The organism is Zhenpiania hominis, from assembly GCF_014333425.1.
GTDB lineage: Bacteria > Bacillota > Clostridia > Peptostreptococcales > Anaerovoracaceae > Hominibacterium > Hominibacterium hominis.
In genome coordinates this window covers 30,967-50,282 of sequence record NZ_JACRYT010000013.1, presented here as the reverse complement: position 1 = coordinate 50,282, position 19,316 = coordinate 30,967, and the positions used below count along the sequence as shown (strand labels likewise).

Annotated in this window: 21 protein-coding genes; 19 read left to right on the top strand and 2 right to left on the bottom strand. The window is 48.6% G+C overall.

Features of this window, described 5'->3' with window-relative positions:
- The first annotated feature begins 7 nt into the window (after positions 1–7).
- From H9L42_RS11580 to H9L42_RS11540, 10 genes are all read left to right on the top strand, one after another.
- The gene (locus H9L42_RS11580; RefSeq protein ID WP_187303558.1) at positions 8–979 is read left to right on the top strand and encodes a class II aldolase/adducin family protein; all 972 of its coding nucleotides are present in this window, start codon (positions 8–10) and stop codon (positions 977–979) included.
- 124 nt (positions 980–1,103) lie between these two features.
- On the top strand, positions 1,104–1,370 hold the full coding sequence (gene rpsO, locus H9L42_RS11575) for a 30S ribosomal protein S15 (RefSeq protein ID WP_207734970.1): 267 nt from the start codon (positions 1,104–1,106) through the stop codon (positions 1,368–1,370).
- Positions 1,371–1,466: 96 nt separating this feature from the next.
- Complete coding sequence (locus H9L42_RS11570; RefSeq protein ID WP_187303557.1) at positions 1,467–3,566, top strand: polyribonucleotide nucleotidyltransferase; 2,100 nt, start codon at positions 1,467–1,469, stop codon at positions 3,564–3,566.
- 182 nt (positions 3,567–3,748) lie between these two features.
- On the top strand, positions 3,749–4,693 hold the full coding sequence (locus tag H9L42_RS11565; RefSeq protein WP_346726314.1) for an AAA family ATPase: 945 nt from the start codon (positions 3,749–3,751) through the stop codon (positions 4,691–4,693).
- 5 nt (positions 4,694–4,698) lie between these two features.
- Positions 4,699–5,943 (top strand): DUF58 domain-containing protein, encoded by a 1,245-nt coding sequence (locus H9L42_RS11560; RefSeq protein WP_187303556.1) that lies wholly within the window; start codon positions 4,699–4,701, stop codon positions 5,941–5,943.
- Positions 5,944–6,019: 76 nt separating this feature from the next.
- Positions 6,020–6,835 (top strand): hypothetical protein, encoded by an 816-nt coding sequence (locus H9L42_RS17040; protein WP_243235760.1) that lies wholly within the window; start codon positions 6,020–6,022, stop codon positions 6,833–6,835.
- Positions 6,805–7,173 (top strand): hypothetical protein, encoded by a 369-nt coding sequence (locus H9L42_RS11555; RefSeq protein ID WP_187303555.1) that lies wholly within the window; start codon positions 6,805–6,807, stop codon positions 7,171–7,173. The genes H9L42_RS17040 and H9L42_RS11555 overlap by 31 nt, the downstream gene beginning before the upstream one ends.
- An 80-nt stretch (positions 7,174–7,253) precedes the next feature.
- The gene (locus H9L42_RS11550) at positions 7,254–7,550 is read left to right on the top strand and encodes a putative quinol monooxygenase (RefSeq protein WP_187303554.1); all 297 of its coding nucleotides are present in this window, start codon (positions 7,254–7,256) and stop codon (positions 7,548–7,550) included.
- Positions 7,551–7,575: 25 nt separating this feature from the next.
- Positions 7,576–8,136: a flavin reductase family protein gene (locus H9L42_RS11545; protein ID WP_187303553.1), complete on the top strand. Its 561-nt coding sequence runs from the start codon at positions 7,576–7,578 to the stop codon at positions 8,134–8,136.
- 13 nt (positions 8,137–8,149) lie between these two features.
- Positions 8,150–9,121 carry a DUF1848 domain-containing protein gene (locus H9L42_RS11540; RefSeq protein WP_187303552.1) on the top strand — a complete coding sequence of 324 codons (972 nt, stop codon included), beginning with the start codon at positions 8,150–8,152 and terminating at the stop codon, positions 9,119–9,121.
- On the opposite strand, the gene H9L42_RS11535 is transcribed toward H9L42_RS11540, so the two are convergent.
- Positions 9,077–9,364 (bottom strand): hypothetical protein, encoded by a 288-nt coding sequence (locus H9L42_RS11535; RefSeq protein WP_187303551.1) that lies wholly within the window; start codon positions 9,362–9,364, stop codon positions 9,077–9,079. The two genes, H9L42_RS11540 and H9L42_RS11535, sit on opposite strands and share 45 nt — an antisense overlap.
- Positions 9,361–9,825, bottom strand: a complete 465-nt coding sequence (locus H9L42_RS11530) for a hypothetical protein (protein ID WP_187303550.1) — start codon at positions 9,823–9,825, stop codon at positions 9,361–9,363. The genes H9L42_RS11535 and H9L42_RS11530 overlap by 4 nt, the downstream gene beginning before the upstream one ends.
- Positions 9,826–10,021: 196 nt before the next feature.
- On the opposite strand from H9L42_RS11530, the gene H9L42_RS11525 reads away from it, so the two are divergent.
- The 9 genes from H9L42_RS11525 (at position 10,022) to H9L42_RS11485 (ending at position 19,308) form a co-directional block, all read left to right on the top strand.
- Complete coding sequence (locus H9L42_RS11525) at positions 10,022–11,158, top strand: aldo/keto reductase (RefSeq protein WP_187303549.1); 1,137 nt, start codon at positions 10,022–10,024, stop codon at positions 11,156–11,158.
- 104 nt (positions 11,159–11,262) lie between these two features.
- Positions 11,263–12,672 carry an N-acyl-D-amino-acid deacylase family protein gene (locus tag H9L42_RS11520; protein ID WP_187303548.1) on the top strand — a complete coding sequence of 470 codons (1,410 nt, stop codon included), beginning with the start codon at positions 11,263–11,265 and terminating at the stop codon, positions 12,670–12,672.
- Positions 12,673–12,695: 23 nt separating this feature from the next.
- Complete coding sequence (locus H9L42_RS11515) at positions 12,696–14,075, top strand: Na+/H+ antiporter NhaC family protein (protein WP_187303547.1); 1,380 nt, start codon at positions 12,696–12,698, stop codon at positions 14,073–14,075.
- Between the two features lie 15 nt (positions 14,076–14,090).
- Positions 14,091–15,536: a Sapep family Mn(2+)-dependent dipeptidase gene (locus H9L42_RS11510; RefSeq protein ID WP_187303546.1), complete on the top strand. Its 1,446-nt coding sequence runs from the start codon at positions 14,091–14,093 to the stop codon at positions 15,534–15,536.
- 187 nt (positions 15,537–15,723) lie between these two features.
- Positions 15,724–15,936, top strand: a complete 213-nt coding sequence (locus H9L42_RS11505; protein WP_187303545.1) for a FeoA family protein — start codon at positions 15,724–15,726, stop codon at positions 15,934–15,936.
- 417 nt (positions 15,937–16,353) lie between these two features.
- Positions 16,354–16,566, top strand: coding sequence for a FeoA family protein (locus H9L42_RS11500; protein ID WP_187303544.1), 213 nt, complete (start codon positions 16,354–16,356; stop codon positions 16,564–16,566).
- A gap of 97 nt (positions 16,567–16,663) precedes the next feature.
- On the top strand, positions 16,664–18,679 hold the full coding sequence (feoB, locus tag H9L42_RS11495) for a ferrous iron transporter B (RefSeq protein ID WP_187303543.1): 2,016 nt from the start codon (positions 16,664–16,666) through the stop codon (positions 18,677–18,679).
- Positions 18,676–18,861, top strand: coding sequence for a FeoB-associated Cys-rich membrane protein (locus tag H9L42_RS11490; protein WP_187303542.1), 186 nt, complete (start codon positions 18,676–18,678; stop codon positions 18,859–18,861). The genes feoB and H9L42_RS11490 overlap by 4 nt, the downstream gene beginning before the upstream one ends.
- Before the next feature lie 84 nt (positions 18,862–18,945).
- The gene (locus H9L42_RS11485) at positions 18,946–19,308 is read left to right on the top strand and encodes a heavy-metal-associated domain-containing protein (RefSeq protein ID WP_187303541.1); all 363 of its coding nucleotides are present in this window, start codon (positions 18,946–18,948) and stop codon (positions 19,306–19,308) included.
- The last annotated feature ends 8 nt before the right edge of the window (positions 19,309–19,316 follow it).

Below are 19,316 nucleotides of genomic sequence, written 5' to 3'. Positions count from 1 at the left end.
ATGGAACATGGACGAGAGAGAAGTAAAGAGGCAGGTGATTCTGGCGGGGAAAGAACTGGTCAGGAGAGGACTGATTACCAGAACCTGGGGAAATGTCAGCTGCAGGGCGGATGACGAAACCTTTTTTATTACAGCCAGCGGCAGGGATTATCAGACCCTTACGGAGGAGGAAGTCGTTCGGGTTCGTCTTTCGGATCTGAGCTATGAGGGCAGGTTTCTTCCGTCATCGGAGAAAAAAATCCATAGGGAGATTTATAGGATGAAAACAGACGCAAGGTTTGTGATCCATACCCATCAGGATAACGCTTCGGCTGTTTCGGCCATGGGAAAATCCTTTGTTCGTATGCCGGGATCGTATCCGGGAATCGGGAAAACCTTAATCTGCGCGGACTACGGACTTTCCGGAACAGACAGACTTTGTTCCAATGTAAAGAAGGCCCTGTCCATTTCGGAAGGAAATGTTGTAATTCTTAGAAATCACGGGGCAGTGTGCTATGGAAGGGACTATGAAGAGGCTCTCGCGGCTGCCTGCAGTCTGGAGGAAGCTTGCGAAGCCTATCTGAAAAAGCTGAATCCTGGGATTCTCAGCAGAAATAAAGGGGATATTCGGGAAGTGGGAAAACATATCATTTGGAACCGCAGTCAGATCCTATTGGATTTTGCGGAGAAAAATAAAGTGATGAGACCTTATTTGGATGACTTTGCCCAGCTCGCGGGGCTTAAAATGGATGTCCTTCCTCAAGACCAAGGGGCTGCGGAGCATGCGGTACGAAGAGGGCATTCGGTTATTGTACGAGGTATCGGAGCGCTTGTGACCGCGGATACGAAAGAAGATGCGCTGGCGCTGTCCAAAATTACGGAAAAGAACGCCATGGCTTTTTTCGCGGCCCGGGCAGTGGAAGGAAGGCCGATTAAAAGGCGTTACTGCGCGCGAATGCGCAGAAAGTATCTCAGGAGCTATTCAAAGCGGATTCGATAAAACCACTTGCAATGGTTTCGTGCATATGGTAATATAAATCGTTAGGAAAATTACCTTTTGCTGAGTTTTTCGACGCTCCGGCGGAGGCGCGGCTAAAGGTGGATAAAGAAAAGGAGAAGGAATTATGATTACTCAGGAAAAAAAAGCGGAAATTATTAAAGAATATCAGTTAAAAGAAGGGGATACCGGTTCCCCGGAAGTACAGGTCGCGATTCTGACTTATCGCATTAATGATCTGAATGAACATTTAAAGGTTCACAAAAAAGACCATCATTCCAGAAGAGGATTGTTAAAGATGGTTGGTCAGAGAAGAAATCTGCTTAATTACCTGAAGGAAAAGGATCTGGAGAGATACAGAAGCCTGATTTCCCGTTTAGGATTAAGAAAATAATCAGAAAAAGAAATGCAAGCGGGGGAAACTGCTCCCGCTTGATTTTTTTGTATAATTGAAGATAATGAGGAGAAGATTAACAGGAGGTAGTTGTTAATGAAATTCACAGATTACAGGACATTTAAAACGGCTCTCGGAGGCAAGCTTTTGGAGCTGGAGATCGGCAAGGTCTGCGAGATGGCTAACGGCCAGGTGATGGTAAAATACGGGGATACAGTCGTGAATGTAACCGCCGTAATGTCCAAGGAACCGAGACCGGATATTGATTTTTTCCCGCTCAGCTGCGACTACGAGGAAAAGATGTATGCGGCAGGGAAGATTCCAGGGGGATTTATTAAAAGGGAAGGAAGGCCCAGCGAAAAGGCGATCCTGAATTCAAGACTGATGGACAGACCGCTGAGACCGCTGTTTCCAAAGGGATTTTATAATGATGTACAGGTAATCGCTACCGTTATGTGTATTGATAATGACGCGCCGTCGGAGATCGCGGCTATGATCGGATCTTCGGTCGCCCTTGCGATTTCGGATATTCCATGGGATGGCCCCACAGGTTCGGTTCTGATCGGAAGAGTGGATGGCCAGTTTATTGTAAATCCCAGTCTGGAGCAGAGGGAAGCCAGCGATATGCATCTTGTAGTTTCCGGTACAAAGGAAGCAATCATGATGGTAGAAGCCGGTGCCAATGAAGTTCCGGAAGAGGATATACTGGACGCTATCATGTTTGCTCATGAGGAAATTAAAAAGCTCGTGTCCTTTATTGAGGATATTGTGGCTGAAATCGGCAAGCCGAAAAAGGAAATTGAATTCTACAAAGTTCCGGAAGAAATCGACGCCGCAGTCAGAGATTACGCGGAAGGTAAGATGCGGACCGCGATCCAGACTTACGACAAGATGGAACGTCTGGATAATATGGATGCGGTTGAAGCGGAAACCAAGGAACATTTTGAAGAAATCTATCCGGAAAACGGAAAAGATGTGGACAGTGTTCTTTATAATATCACAAAAGAACAGGTGCGGAGCATGATTCTGGATGAGGGGATACGTCCTGATAACCGAAAACTGGATGAAATCCGGCCTATCTGGGTGGATACAAGTGTTCTGCCGAGAACACACGGTTCCGGGCTGTTTAAAAGAGGACAGACTCAGGTTATGTCGATTGCTACCCTGGGAGCGATGGGGGACGCGCAGACCATTGATGGCATTACCGAACAGACGGAAAAAAGATATATGCACCACTATAATTTCCCGCCTTACTCGGTAGGAGAAGCGAGACCTTTGAGAAGCCCGGGAAGAAGAGAAATCGGACACGGAGCTTTGGCGGAACGAGCGCTGCTGCCGGTACTTCCAAGCGTAGAGGATTTCCCATACGCGATTCGGGTCGTATCGGAAGTTCTTTCTTCCAACGGTTCTACTTCTCAGGCATCGGTCTGCGGAAGCTGCCTGGCATTGATGGACGCGGGCGTTCCAATTTCCGCGCCGGTAGCGGGGATCGCTATGGGGCTGATCGAGCGTGTGGAAGAGGATGGAACCAGCAAGATGGCAATTCTCTCTGATATCCAGGGAATGGAAGACTTCCTTGGGGACATGGACTTTAAGGTTGCGGGAACGGCGAAAGGCGTTACGGCGATTCAGATGGACATCAAGGTGCATGGCCTTTCCAAAAAAGTGCTTCAGGATGCTTTGGCACAGGCATATGAAGGAAGAATGCACATTATGAAAGAAATGCTGGACGAGCTTCCTGAACCGAGAAAAGAGCTTTCGCCTTACGCGCCGAGGATTATTTCCATGCAGATTGATCCGGAAAAGATTCGGACTGTCATTGGACCGGGAGGAAAGACCATTAATAAGATCATCGCGGACACCGGCGTTAAGATTGATATTGATGATGACGGTCTTGTATATATTGCGGCTCCGGATATGGATAGCGCTCATGCGGCTCTCCATGAAATCGAGCTTCTGACAAAGGATGTGGAAGTTGGAGAAATTTATGAAGGTACCGTAACCAGGCTGATGAATTTTGGCGCCTTTATTGAGATACTTCCAGGTAAAGAAGGACTCCTTCATATTTCCAAGATGGCGAAACACAGGGTGGAAAAGGTGGAGGACGAGATGAATGTAGGCGATAAGGTGAGAGTGAAGGTCACAGAGATCGACAGCCAGAATCGAATCAATCTTTCCAGAAAAGAATTATTATAATAGACTTAAAACGGAACCCCATGAAACGGCAACCAGCCCGGAGGGGGTCCGTTTTTTCGATTCAGGCAGAAAGGGATACATGAAACCTACATGAAAACTACAAGAAAGGGAGGTTGACCTGAAGTCAACTTTAAGGGGTATAATTCTTTTATCCAGTATACTTCAAAAGGGGGGAGCGAGAAGTGAAAGATCTGCGGAATAAGGCGCAGGAAGTTATTGAGCAGGTGAACCGATATGTGCTGGGAAAGAAACCGGAAGTCCGGGAAGTAATGATCGCGATTCTGGCAGGTGGACATGTTCTGTTGGAAGACATGCCGGGAGTAGGAAAAACTACCATGGCCGTTGCTTTTTCCAAAAGTATGGGGCTTGAATGCAGGCGTGTTCAGTTCACGCCCGATGTGATGCCGTCAGATTTAACAGGGTTTTCGATTTATCAAAGAGAAAAAGGGGAGTTTGTGTATCAGAAGGGGAGCTTGTTCTGCAACCTGCTGCTGGCAGATGAACTAAATCGCGCTTCGCCGAAAACCCAGTCCGCGCTTCTGGAGGCTATGGAAGAGAGAACGGTCTCCGTTGAAGGGATTACAAGAGCTTTGCCCAGCCCTTTTTTTGTGATCGCCACGCAGAATCCTTATGGAGGCGCGGGAACCAATTATCTGCCGGAAGCCCAGGTGGATCGATTTATGGTGTCCATGAGTCTGGGATATCCGGATTTTGAAAGTGAGCTTTTGATGGCAAAATCCATCGAACAGAGGCAGTCAATTTCAAACCTTGGCCCCGCGGCGGATGAAACTTTACTTATGGAGATGCAGAGAGACGTTGGCCGTGTCTTCGTCAGTGAGGCGATTTATCGATACCTGCTGGAACTTGTGACAAAAACAAGAGATCATCCGTATTTGGAGCGGGGCGCCAGTCCCAGGGCGACGATTGCGCTGGTAAAAACCGCGAAAGCCGACGCATGGCTGAAAGGACGTGATTTTGTGATACCAGCGGATGTAACTGAACAATATCGGTATGTGATTGGACACCGGATTGCTCTCAATACGGCAGCAAGGATGGAGCGCAAAGGGCGAGATGAGATTGGGGAAGAAATCTTAAAGTCTGTAGAAAAGCCACCCATGGGGAAGTGACAAAAATGAACCGGGTATTCTTTTTCCTATTTTTGCTGCTTACTTATTATGTAGCGGGAAGTTACCGATCGGTTCCCTTAATGATCGCCTGTATAGCGGAAGTGGTTCTGTCGGTATTGATGTTTGTGGTTTCCTGGTATTTGAAGAAGGGGCTGCAAATAAGGTTTGGCAAAAAATATGATACTGTCCGGACGGGGCAGACCTATCGGTGCAATCTTCGCGCGGAAAACCAAAGTAGAATTCCATCCCGATTTAAGGTTTCTTTCCAGATTTACAGCCCTTTTTCGTCGGAGAAAGTATTTTTCCAAAGCAGCGCGGACTGCAATCAAGAGGATGAGTCTTTTCTGTATATCCGTTTTCCTTACTGTGGTCTGTATACAGTGGAAATGAGAAAAATCTGGATTTATGATCCAATTCAGCTTTTCCGCAGAAGAAAAAAGTGTAAGGAGGTAATGAAAGTAGCGGCGCTTCCCTCCGATCCGGCGGCTGATGGGGAGTGTGATTTCCATCAGAGCGTGACGGAGCATGAGAATCTATTTGTTTCTCTGGGAGGAAATTCGAATCTGGCAGAGAGCTGGCAGATCCGCGATTATGCGACGGGAGACTCGATGCGGCATATCCACTGGAACCAGAGCGCGCGTATGGAAACACTGTTGGTCAGAGAGTATGAGACAGAGGAAGGGAAATCCTGTTTTCTTTTTCTGACCAATCGAAGGAAGATAGAGGTTTCGGAAGAGGGAATGGATGCTTTCTACAGGGCGCTGTGGGCACTGGCCAAAAGGGTCCTGAGTGCCGCAGATACACTAGAGGTTTTGTGGAATTGTACAGAGCCGCAGGAAGCGCGGCGGACAGCAGTTTCAGAAGAAAGTGAGCTTGCGGAAATGATGCGGCTTTTGTATGAAAGCGGGAAGGAGCCGTTCCTCCGCTGTACCGATCGGCAGATGCAGGAAATGAGCATGGCGCCGCAGTTCTATCTGGACTACGATTTAACGCTGTATGATGAAGAGGGGATAGAATGGGAGTGGAGAGAAAAAAATTGTAATCAATGGAGCAAAAGTGGAAAAAACGAAGGAAGACCATATGTTAGAACTGGCAGGTTTTGCCGCCGGCGTCTGCGGGATTCTTTTCCTTCTTCAGTCCGGCCAAGGACTTTCCTATCCTGTTCTGCTAATCGACTTGGCTGTAGCGGCTTTCTGTATTTTCCTCTGGTGGATTCACTGTTTTTCTGTCAGAGTGGGCTTCTGGTTTGATTGGATCTTCGGAGCGAGCTGGCTGCTTATCCTCTTTCTTTTTCAGGATACGCTGCTTCCAGGGATGGTTCAGCTGATGGCTGTATTTCTAATTTTTGTTCTGGAATTTCGATGGAGGAGCCACGGCTTTCTATATCTGTTCACAACTCTTCTGCTTTTGGCAGGCCCTCTGGTTCAGATTCAGCCGGGAGCAGGAAGTGTGATTCTGCTGCTATTTTTCCAGATTTTCTTTTTGTCCATACAAGGGAGGAAGTGGAAAAAAAGAAGGGTAACCGAATCAAAGGGTACCGGCAGGGCGGAAACGCACCTTCGGATAACTGCTTTGGCTTTTATCGCGGTGGCTTTTACCCTGGCAGCCGCTTTTGTGTTGATAGGAGAGGAGCAGTATTTAAAAGGGTTTGAAGGCGGAGAGTATGAAAACGGACAATGGATGCCGGCAGGAGAAGAAGACGTTTTAGAACAGACGTCACAAATTCTCGGATGGGGGGACTGGAGAGGAACGGTAGGTACGATGTTGGACTCCATGTATTTTTTTATGAACAGCAGTACCAACCCGGAGGCTTCTGAAGAGGGAAGGAATCTGACATTTCGTTATCTTACCAGAGATTACAGCGTTTACTACAATCCTTATTACAGTGTCTGGAACCGGGGCTATTTTGGAAAAAGCGCCTATCGGTATCGATATTATGAGCAGCAGGAGATGAATCTCAATTGGCAGAGCGCGTCCCGTGAAATGGGAGAATATGCCCGGTGGCAGCGGCAGCTTCAGAATGCCTATCAGAAAGCGATCCAGAAGAACAGGGCCTCGCAAAAGAAGAAGATTGGTTTTCCTTTTCTGCCGGTTGGATCGCCGCAGGAGTTTTGTTTTTTATCGCGGCAGGTATTCTGGTAAGGAGACAGGTAAAACTGCGGCGGATGAAAAAAGCGGATTGCCGTAGATGCTTTTCGAAGCTGATAACAGCGGTACATGCCGCAGGCGTCCTGCGGGAATATTCCGGACAGGAGATTGATTTCGCTGAAAGGTTGGTGCAGGCAGTGCAGGGGCTTTCTCGAGAAGAAAGCCGGAAGCTTGTAGGGATCGTAAACCAGGCGGCTTTCGGTGCGGAACCGCCCAGCGAGGAGGATGAGGCGTTTGTAAAACAGGCGTACCGGAAAATAGTACAGAGGATTTATAGAAATTTGTCCTGGTATCGGAAGTTGCAGTTTCGACTGTTCTACGTGTTTTTATAATTCCATGAGCTTGAAAAAAATGCGATAAAGTGATAGTATCCATATAACATATTAATATAGAAAGAACACGGAGGGAAAATATGACAAATTTTTATGTGACTTACAAATGTGCGGATAAGGAGACGCGGGAGAATTTTTACAGAGAGGTGAAGGCCTGCGGAGCACCGGAAAAATCGAGAGCGGAAGAGGGATGCATACGATATGAATTTTTCTATTACGCTGACGAAGAAGATAAGATGTTCCTTTGGGAGCAGTGGTCCAGCAGAGAAGCTCAGAAGAAACACTGCCAGCAGCCACATTTTCTGGAACTTTCCAAGATAAAAGAAAAGTATGGCGTGGAAACAGATATACAGATCGAAGATCAGGAAAGCAAATAGTAAAAAATTTCAGGAGGATCATAAAATGAGAAAAAATTTTGGAGCAAAACCGTATACGTATCCGCAGCCGGTGTTTATTATTGCCACTTACGGCGAGGATGGAACGCCGGACGCCATGAACGCGGCCTGGGGCGGAATCAGTGAGGAAACGGAGATTTCCATGTGCCTCAGTCCGGGACACAAAACTGTAAAAAATATCCTTGCGCGTAAGGCCTTTACGGTGAGCATGGCAGACGCGGAGCATGTAATCGCCTGTGACTATGTGGGAATCGTATCCGGAAATGATGTGCCGGACAAGTTCGCTAAGGCAGGCTTTCATGCGCTGAAGTCCGAGTTTGTAGATGCTCCCCTGATTGAGGAGCTTCCAATGGCGGTAGAGTGCAGGCTGCTCAGCTATGATCCGGATTCCTGCCGTCTGGTGGGTGAGATCGTAAATGTCAATGCCGATGAACGGATTCTGGATAAGGATGGAAATATTGATCCGGACAAGCTGCAGCCGATTATTTTTGACCCCGTTAACGGTGCCTATCTGAAAACAGGAGAAAAAGTCGGGAACGCTTTTTCAGACGGAGCGGCTCTGAAATAAGGGAGAGATTATCATGATACTCAGCGTCAGCAGGAGGACAGATATTCCCCGCTACTATGGAGACTGGTTTTTAAACCGCATGAAAGAGGAATATGTCTATGTGAGAAATCCAATGAACCCGCGGCAGATCAGCCGTATCTGCTTATCAAGAGATGTGATAGACGGTATCGTGTTCTGGACCAAATTTCCGGAGTCACTGCTGCCGCGCTTGGATGAACTGGAAGGCTTTCCCTATTATGTTCAGTTCACCCTCAACGGCTATGGAAAAGAGCTGGAACCGGGACTTGCGGACAGAAGCCGGAGAATTGCCGTCTTTCAAAAACTGGCCGGCAAAATCGGAAAAGAACGGGTGGTCTGGAGGTATGATCCGATTCTTTTCTGCGGAGCCTATGACGCTGCGTATCATGTGCGGACCTTTGGACAGATTGCGGCAGCCCTTTCCGGGTATACGGAGCAGGCTGTAATCAGTTTTCTGGATTTTTATGCTAAGACGGAACGCAATCTGGCAGGAATGGGAATCCGAAGACCTGCGGATGAAGAGTGTATCCTGCTGGCCGAAAAGCTGGCGGGGATTGCCGCGCGCTATGGAATGAAGATAGAAAGCTGCGCGGAGAAACTGGATTTGAGCCAGGCAGGGGTTCCAGCCGGAAGCTGTATTGACAAAAGACGGCTCGAACGAATACTTGGCTGCGGCCTGAACGCGGGAAAAGACCGCGGACAGAGAGAAGCGTGCGGCTGCTGTGAAAGCATTGATATAGGAACTTATCATACCTGTCCCGCGGGATGCCGCTACTGTTACGCCAACTTCAGCGAGGAAAAAGTGACGCGGGAAAGGAGCAGGTACAGTGTATCCGCTCCGCTTTTGTGCGGGAGCCTCCTTCCGGGGGAAATGGTAACAGAGCGTAAGACCTGCTCCTTAAAAAATCCGCAGATGTCTTTTTTAGAGGGCTTTAATGGCTGCCTCGCTCAGACCTGTACACTCTGAGATTTCTGAGAGAGGCAGGTCTTTTTCTTTCATTTTTAAAGCAATTCTTTCACTTGCTTGCCGGATCCCCTGGGGAACTCCCTGCTGAATTCCCTCTTGAATGCCCTCCTGAATGCCCTCCTGAATGCCTTTTTGGATTCCTTGCTGGATTCCCCGCTCCATGCCACGTTTTGTCGCAAGTTCCTCCGCTTCCTCAATCCGAATTCGCATGATATCTTCGTAAGTGATCTCGTCAAACATCATATTGAATACCTCCCTTCCATCGTACCGTTATACAGCATATAGAGCCGGGGAAGGGGGATTTGATACAGAGACACCCGATAGGTTTTTGTCATATCCAGAATCTGTTCATATATGCGGCCCAGGTAAATGAACATCCGCAGAGGAATATTCGGACACAGGGAAGACTGGTGTTCGATCAGGCTCAGATACCACGGTCCGACAGAAAAGGAAAGATCATTTTTCCGTCTGCTGAAAATAGGACCTTTGAGCGTATTGATATGAACGGATTCTTTTTCTTTGTACGTTGTCCCTTCCAACGCGTTGAAGACCTGAAGCAGAATTTCTTCATCATCTAAAAGCAGGCGCAGAACGCTGTCCTTCATAGAACGGTTTGTATTATAAGTTATTTCTTCTTCCCTTAAAAGTTCTCCTTTAATTATATAGGAGCTTTCTTTGTTGTGCAAGTAATAATTTCCCGGCATAGGGCAGGATCCTTTCTGTTTAATATTGGATAAAATTTACATAATTACTATAACATACATGTAAAATATTGTAAATCCATTATACGGAAAAAGCATAGAGAAATATTCAAACTAAGTATTTTCTGTTTCCTTTTTAACGAGATATAATATAGAAAGTGAAAGAGGATAAGTTTAGCAGAGAAAGGGAGGAAGTAACATGATATATAAGGATTTTCAGGATTTAAAACTGTCCGCGCTGGGCATGGGAATGATGAGGCTGCCGGTAAAAGGAACCGGGGAAGTGCCGATTGATGAGAAGCAGGCGGCGCAGATGATCGATTACGCGATTGAGCATGGGGTGAACTATTTTGATACCGCGTGGGGCTATCATAACGGCCAGTCTGAAATCACTGCTGGAAAGCTCCTTGGAAAATATCCGAGAGACCGTTACTATCTGGCGGACAAATTTCCGGGATACGATCTCTCCAACATGGATAAAGTGGAGGAGATTTTTGAAAAGCAGCTGGAAAAGTGCCAGACCGAGTATTTTGACTTTTATTTGTTCCATAATGTCTGTGAGATGAATATTGACTCGTATCTCAATGAAAAGTACGGGATTCTGGATTATCTCTTGAAGCAGAAAGAAGCGGGGAGAATCCGTCATCTGGGCTTTTCCGCCCACGGATCCTATGAAGTAATAAAACGGTTCCTGGAATACTGCGGTGATCAGATGGAATTCTGCCAGTTGCAGCTGAACTATCTGGACTGGAAGTTCCAGGACGCAAAGGAGAAAGTGGAACTGGTAAAGGAATACAATCTGCCGGTATGGGTTATGGAGCCGCTGCGGGGCGGTTCGCTGGCATCCCTTTCCGCGGAAGAGGAAAAAAGATTGAACGCGCTGCGACCCGGGGAAAGCGCGGCGGCATGGGCTTTCCGCTTTTTACAGAGCCTTCCGGAAGTGGATGTGACATTGACCGGAGCATCTAGCTTTGAGCAGATGAAAGAAAACATCGCGGCTTTTGAAGAGGAGCGGCCGCTGGATGAGAAAGAAATGAACGCTCTGATGCAGATCGCGGATGAGAAAATAAGCGGAATCGGACTTCCATGCACCGCTTGCAGCTACTGCGTAAGCCATTGCCCGCAGGGACTGGATATACCGGGGCTTTTGAAGCTGTATAACGAACATTGTTCCACGGCGAAGGGCGCGGGCTTTATCGCGCCGATGGCATTGTCCGCGATGCCGGAAGAAAAGCGGCCGTCCGCGTGTATCGGATGCGGCAGCTGTGAGGCGGTCTGCCCGCAGCAGCTGAAAATCGCGGACGCGATGGCCGATTTCGCGGCAAAAGTAAAATAGAATCACTTTTCAAAAAACGTTCTATATGGTATGATAGTCAGGTATCTGACTTGCCGCAGGCAGGAAATTCTGCCTGCGGTTTTTACTTGAAGGAGGTGTACTTTTTGAAGGAAAAGAAGGATTTTTTTCATACGGTTTATGATTGTGTGATTGAAAACGGAACGGTGATCGATCCAAAGACAGAACTGCGGACCATTGGCAATGTAGCGATTTTAAACGGAAAAATCGCAGGAGTGACAAGGGCGCGGCTCTCCGCGAAGCGTAAAATCGACGCGTCCGGGAAAATTGTATGTCCGGGAATTGTAGACCCGCACAGTCATGCGGACGGACAGCTTTTCAGCGGCTATGTGATGGCAAGTATGGGAGTTACGACGATTATTGTCGGTTCCTGCGGACTGGGCCCTTATCCGGTGAAGGAGTTTCTTACCGGTCTGGACGAAACCGGATACCCCCTCAATACAGCGGCGCTGACGCCCCAGTCCTGGATTCTGCGGGAAAAAGCGGGGATTGAAAGCCCCTATCATACGGCTACGAAGGAGCAGATTCAGAACATGGCCCGGTGGGCGGAGGAGGATCTGCTGCAAGGGGCTGTCGGCCTTTCGATGGGACTGGAATACGCGCCTGTTACCACATGGGAAGAAATGGTGGCAATGGCAGAGGTAGCGGCGAAATATGACAAGGTAATGCCGATTCATTCCAGAGCGGGAGGATGGAACTCGCTGGAGGCAACAAGGGAGGTTATCCGGCTCCAGGAAACAACCGGCGTCCGGGTTCTTTTATCCCATCACGTTTATCAGTGCGGTCAGGGAATGATGGAAGAGTCTCTGAAAATCATTGAAAAAGCAAGGAGACAGGGATACCAGATCGCTGTGGACAGCGGAGCTTACTGTGATTTCGCCTGTCCGGTCGGTTCGGAAGTGTTTTGTGAGGGCTGGCAGCAGATTTATGACTGCTCCTATGAAGATATTCTGGCGGGAACCGGAAAATACGCGGGGCAGCGTCTGACAGAGGAAACGTTTCATGAACTGAGAGAAACGGATCCGGACGCCAGCGTAACGGCCTTTGTAGGAAAGCCGTATGAGATCGCTCTCGCTTTAAAACAGCCGTATGTGATGATTTCCACAGATGGGGGATTTCCAAACCTTGCTCCGGGAATCGGACATCCGCAGACCGCGGGCACCTATCCGAAAATCCTGCGGGAACTGGTACGGGAACAGGATGTCCTGACGGTTATGGATTTCGTGAAAAAATCCTCCTGGATGCCGGCGCAGTTTTTTGGGCTGGAAACAAAGGGATTCATCGGAGAAGGCGCGGATGCGGATATCCTCGTTTTCGATTTGAAACGGGTAAAGGACAATGCTACGTTCCCTGGGATGGGAGATCCCATGGCTCAGCCGGACGGAATTGATTATGTGCTGGTTGGAGGCGTGCCGGTTGTGGATAACGGCATCATTCAGAAAGACGCGAAGCCGGGGAAAAGTATTTTTTCCCGTACAGAAATCTGGCAGATGTAAGAAGAAAATTACGGAGGAAAACAATGGATTTAGGTGTATTGACATTATTGCCAATGCTGGTATTATTTGTTCTGATTTTTACAACGAAAAGAATGCTGCTGTCCGTTACGGCGGCGACTTTAACCGGTTCGATCCTTCTGGGCGGCTGGAAGTTCGCGGCAGTATGGCTGGAGAAAGTACAGGCCGCCTTTTCAGGAGGCACGCTGGGGTATCTCTATCTCCTTCTGGCTCTGTTCGGTATGTTGATTGCGCTGCTGGACGCCTCCGGTTCGGTGACAGAATTCGCCATGTGGCTCAGCAAATACGCGAACACAAAGAAAAAGGCGCTGCTGATTACCTATATTCTGGGCTGGCTGATTTTTGTGGATGACTACCTGAACAATATGGCGATTGCGACAGCCATGAAAAAGGTGTGCGACAGCCATCGGATTCCGCGGACGTTTCTTGGATATGTCATTAACTCTACAGCAGCTCCGGTCTGCATCGCGATCCCCATTTCCACATGGGCGGTCTTTTACAGCGGGCTGTTTGAGGATTTCGGCGTGACCCGCGGCGGCAGCGGGGCAGACGCCTATATCGCGGCGCTTCCGTATATGTTCTATTCCTGGATTTCTCTGGCCGTTGTGCTGCTGGTTATCTTCGGCGTTATTCCGATGCTGGGAGTTACGAAAAAGCACGCGCGGATCGCGGCGGAACAGGGGATCGTGTGCCCTCCGGAAGCAAGCTACACGGGAGAGGCGATTCAAGCTCCCGACTTTGAGTCCATCCTTGCGGAAAATGAAGGAAAGAAGGCGCATCCGTGGAATTTCCTGATCCCTCTGATCGTACTGGTTGCCGTTACGCTGCTGACCGATATCAATGTCATGCTCGGCTGTATGGCAGCGATTGCGGTAACCGCGGCTCTGATGCTGATTCAGAGGAAGGTAAAGCTTCCGAAACTTTTGGATAACGCGTATGAAGGCGTGACAAGCATGGTCGCGATCTGTACGCTGATTACGATGACTATGACGCTGGTAGAGGTCAATACGGCGACCGGCATGGCGGACTATGTCGTGGAAACACTGAAGCCATTCCTGAACGGAGCCTATCTTCCGGCTCTTGTTTTCGGATTCTGCGCGGTATATTCTTATTTCGGCGGAGGCTTCTGGGATATGGCGATGATCTTTATTGCGATTGTTGTTCCCCTGGCAAACGGATTGGGCGTTGATCCCCTTCCGTCCTGCGCGGCGCTGGTCTGTGCGTCTGCGGCGGGGAGCACTACTTATGTATGCGGCGATGCAGTGATGGTTTCTTCCAGAGCAGTCGATATCAAGCCGTACTATCAGATGCAGGGAACGCTTCCTTACGCGATTATTTCCTACATACTGACAACGATCGCGTTCCTCGTCGTTTCGTTTCTTTAAGGGAGGCAGCTGAGCATGAAAAAAGAATGGGAAAAACAAATCGATTCGCTCCTTGAAGCTTATCATCCGGAGATGATTGAAAAACTGCGCGAGTTAATTCGGATTAAATCAGTTTACGGACCAGCGGAGGAAAACGCGCCATTTGGAGTCGGGCCCAGGCAGGCCTTTGATTTTGCTATGAGACTGGGAGAGGAAAAGGAATTTGAATGCGTAAATTTCGATTATCGGGCAGGTGAAATCAATTTTGGACAGGGAGAAGAGGCCGCGGGCGTAATCAGCCATATGGACGTAGTGCCGGAAGGCGACGGATGGACCCATGATCCTTACGGAGGAGAAATCGAAGATGGAGTTATTTATGGGAGAGGGGCAGTGGATGACAAAGGCTGCTTCATTGCCGCATTCTACGCCTGTCTGGCGCTGAAGGAAAGCGGCGTCCCTTTGAAGCGGCAGATAAAGCATATCATCGGCACAAATGAGGAATTGGGGGATTTCCCTTGCATCTGCTATTATAAAGACCACGTAGAGAAGATGCCGGTATGTGGAATTGTGCCGGATGCCAGATTCCCCGCTGTCTTTGCGGAAAAAGGCTTTCTGAATTTTTCCTTTGTAAAAAATCTTTCTGTGGAGGAAACGGATTCGCGGCTTCCGGTTTTAACGCATTTCACCGGAGGCGAAGCGCTGAATGTGGTAATGCCAAAGGCTGAGGCCGTATTTGAGGGAAGCGCCGAACAGCTCGGGAAAATCCGGCGCGCGGCAGAAAGCCTTCTTGAGAATTCCGGGTTTTCCCTGTCCGAGACTGGAAACAGGCTCACCCTTACGATTGAGGGAAAGTCCGCCCATGCGTCTTCGCCGGAAATCGGAGTAAATGCCGGAGCGCTGATGCTGCAGGTGCTGCGGGACATTGATTTTTATCCGGAGTCTCTATGCCGGAGTCTCCATAGACTGGCAGAACAGATTGCCTTTGATACAGACGGCAGCGGACTGGGAATCTCGTTTGAGGATGCCAGCGGCGCGCTCACCAATAATCTGGGAATCATTCGCCTTGATGAGAACTCTTTTTCCGCGGGAATGAATATTCGCTATCCGGTTTCACAGCAGGTGGAGGAACTGGAGAAAAAGCTTGGGAAGGCGGCGGAAGACGCCGGATGCGAGTGCCAGATTCTGATGCGGAATCCTCATTTTTATGTAGATCCGGACGGGTCTCTGATAAAAAGGCTAGTCAAAATTTATCAGGAAATGACCGGTGATGCGGAGAGCAAACCGATTGCTCATGGCAGCGGCTCTTATGCGAGGATACTGGAAAACTTTATTCCTTACGGCCCATCCATCCCGGGGGAAGAGCTTTGCTTTCACAAACAGGATGAGCATATTTCCTGCGAGAGACTCCTGATGCTCAGCCGGATTTACGCCAGAGCGCTGTATGTGATGGCTACGGAAGATTTGGTGGAAGAAAGTAAGTAACAGGAAAAGAGCGCAGAGACCGTGCTGCGCTCTTTTTATGATCCGGAAAATATCGCTCTGACGATATTTAACGGATTCGCGCAAAACTTGACAACATATACCCCTATAGGTATAATGGGCGTGTAAACAGAAGCTCCGGTTGTATGGAGCGATGGACCACCAAAACAGGCAGGAAGGAGAAGATAAGATGATAACATTATGGTCAGCGCCCGCAGGAACAGAACAAACAATTCAGGAGGTAAACGGGGATGAAAAAACCAAAGCATTTGCCAGGAGTATCGGTTTAATCCCCGGCGCGAAAGTGAGAATTATATCAGCGTATGAAGGGGGAGTGGTTATTATCTCGGAGGATATGCGGACTGCTTTGAGCAGGCAGATCGCGGAGCAGATTCGGATATAGAGGAATTTGCTGTTCGGGCTTGAAATCCGGCATGAGAGGAAGGAAAATTATCTAATTATAAAAAACAGGTTGACAAACTGTAGAAAAAGTGGTAAGTTATAACTAACCTAGTTAGTTGCATCAAACTTTTAGGGATGGAAACAAGCAATTATCAAGCAAACAACCTTTACTCAATAACATTTATAGGACAACTGACCTGTTGCGTAGCGGGTCAGTTGTTCTTTTTTGAAAGCGATTTTCTTTTTTAACTAAAACTTTTAAATTTCTGTCTGCTTCTGGAAGAAAAGCGTTGACAAAGATTTTCTTTTGTACTAAACTAAGGATGTAGTTAGAAGTTACTAACCATAGGATGGCCTGCATAATATAAGGTTTGTCCAGGCAAGTGTTTGATTTTTAGAAGACGGTGAGGAGAGAATTATGAATTTGAGCGAAGCTACTATTGGCGAAACTTATATTGTAAAGGAAATCCGAACGGACGATGAAGAACTGGAATCGTTCCTGTTTCGTCTGGGATGTTACAGCGGAGAGCCCATCACGGTGATTTCACATCTGAAGGGCGGCTGCGTCGTGTCCATCAAGGATGGAAGGTATAATATCGACAACGGTATTGCAGAGGCCGTTTTGATATAGAAATAGTGGCGGTGGTCACTATTTTTTATGGGTTATGGTTAGCCCTGTATAACTACAAACGCAATCTTTAAGACACTATAAAACAGGAGGATGTATCATGAGAATTGCTTTTGCCGGCAACCCGAACAGCGGCAAGACGACGATGTACAATGCGCTGACAGGGAAAAGTGAACACGTTGGTAACTGGGCCGGGGTTACAATCGGAAAGAAGGAAAGTCCGATTAAGAAAGAGTTTTCCAGCGGCGCGTTGGAGGAGCTTATCGCGGTGGATCTTCCGGGAGCCTATTCTATGTCTCCGTTCACTCCGGAAGAAAGTATTACAAGCGGTTTTGTCAGAAACGAAAATCCGGACGCGATTATCAATATCGTGGACGCGACTAATCTGAGCCGGAGTCTGTTCTTTACCACACAGCTTCTGGAATTGGGAATCCCGGTGATTGTAGCGCTGAATAAAAGTGATATCAATGAGAAGCAGGGAACCAAAATCAATACAAAGCTTCTGGCGGAAAAGCTGAACTGCCCGGTAATCGAAACGGTTTCCACCAGCAGCAAGGGTCTGAGCGAAGTGATGAAGCAGGCAGTTTCACTGAGCGGGAAGGGGCAGAAAGCTCCGTATCTGCAGGCGGATATTGACATGACCGACAAAAAGGCGGTAGACGCTGAGGACAGAAAGCGCTTTGCTTTTGTAAACGGAATTGTGGGTGAAGTTGAAAGCAGAAAGATTCTTACGAAAGATACCACAAAACAGGACCAGGTAGACCGGATTCTTACCAATAAAGTAGCAGGAATCATTATTTTCGCGGCGGTTATGTGGGCGGTATTCTGGATTTCTCAGTCAAAAGTGGGCCCTCTTATCGCGGACTGGCTGGTGGGCTGGATCGAAACGTTCCAGGGATGGGTATCCGGACTCCTTGAAAACACTTCACCGTTCCTGCAGGCGCTGCTGGCGGACGGCATTGTAGGCGGCGTAGGCGCGGTAGTAGGCTTCCTGCCTCTGGTAATGGTAATGTACTTCCTGATTGCTTTGCTGGAAGACTGCGGTTATATGGCTCGTGTCAGCGTTGTAATGGACCCGATTTTCAAAAGAGTCGGCCTTTCCGGAAAATCCATCATTCCGTTTATCATTACAACAGGATGCGGGATCCCGGGAATTATGGCAAGCCGTACGATCCGGGATGAAAGGGAAAGAAGAGCGACCGCCATGCTGGCGACCTTTATGCCCTGCGGCGCCAAAATTCCGGTTATCGCTCTTTTCGCGGCGGTATTCTTCGGAGGCGCTTCCTGGGTCAGCACGCTGGTGTACTTTGTGGGAATCGCCCTGATTTTCCTCGGAGCCCTGCTGATTAAACAAATTACAGGTCATAAATACAGAAAATCTTTCTTTATTATGGAACTGCCGGAATATAAAATTCCGAGCCTTAAGAGGGCAGCCTTTTCCATGCTGGGACGCGCGAAGGCTTACATTATCAAAGCGGCGACCATTATTCTGGTATGCAACGCGGTGGTTCAGATCATGCAGTCCTTCAACTGGCAGCTGCAGCTGGTGGAAGAAGGCATGGAGAATACTTCCATTCTGGCGACCATCGCGACTCCGTTTGCGGTACTGCTGATTCCGTTGGGCTTCGGCGTATGGCAGATGGCAGCGGCGGCGATCACAGGCTTTATCGCCAAAGAGAATGTGGTTGGCACGCTGGCGGTAGTTTACGGACTGTCCGCGTTTATTGATACAGAGGAACTGGCGCTGACCGGCGGGGCGGGAGAAGTTGCCATGACCTTTGGCCTTACTTCCGCAGCGGCTCTGGCCTGCCTGATGTTCAATCTGTACACGCCTCCTTGCTTTGCGGCAATCGGCGCGATGAATTCGGAACTGGGCAGCAAGAAGTGGCTGTGGGGCGGCATCGGCCTGCAGCTGGCCACTGGTTATACAGTGGCGTTCCTGGTATATCAGGTGGGAACTATTATTACAACCGGAAGCGTCGGCGTTGGATTCTTCCCGGGTCTGATCGCGGTACTTGCCATGGCGGCAATCGTAGTGATGATTGTGATTCGCTCCAATCGCAAACTGGAAGCGGAGTTTGGCGCCCTGCATAAAAAGGGAGGCGCTGCGGCATGAGTACAGTTATTGCGGTAATCGTACTGGTAATTATCATCGGTGCTGCGGTAGCCTATCTTGTGAGAGCCAGAAAAAAAGGGCATAAATGTATCGGCTGTCCGGCAGGCGGAAGCTGTGCCGTGAAGAATCTCAAGCATCTGGAGCATTCCCAACACGAATGCGGATGCCACAGCGAAAAATAGCTTTATAACAAGATATAAGAGACCGGAAGCCCTCCGGTCTCTTACGGTTTTCTGTGTTTACCTGACGGAAAGGGAGGAAAAAGCATGAATAATATTATTGGAATCCTGATTGTAATTGCGGTGCTGGCGCTGGCCATCATCGGTATCCGAAGGAGATCGAAAAAAGGGGGATGCTGCGGAGGCGGCGGAAGCCCTGTCCCTGTGCGGGAAAAAAAGCTGGAAGGAAGGGTTCTGGGGAAAAAAGTCGTAACAATTTCCGGTATGCACTGTGAACACTGTGTCAATAACGTGACAAACGCAATCAACCGTATAGATGGGGCTTCCGCTTCTGTAAGCCTTGCCAGAGGCGAGGCGGTTGTTTCTTATGACAGAGAAGTGGATGAGAGACAAATCGCCAGGGCGTTGGAACAGGCCGGATATCGCGTGGAAAAAATATCCGGGGTATGAAATCGTTT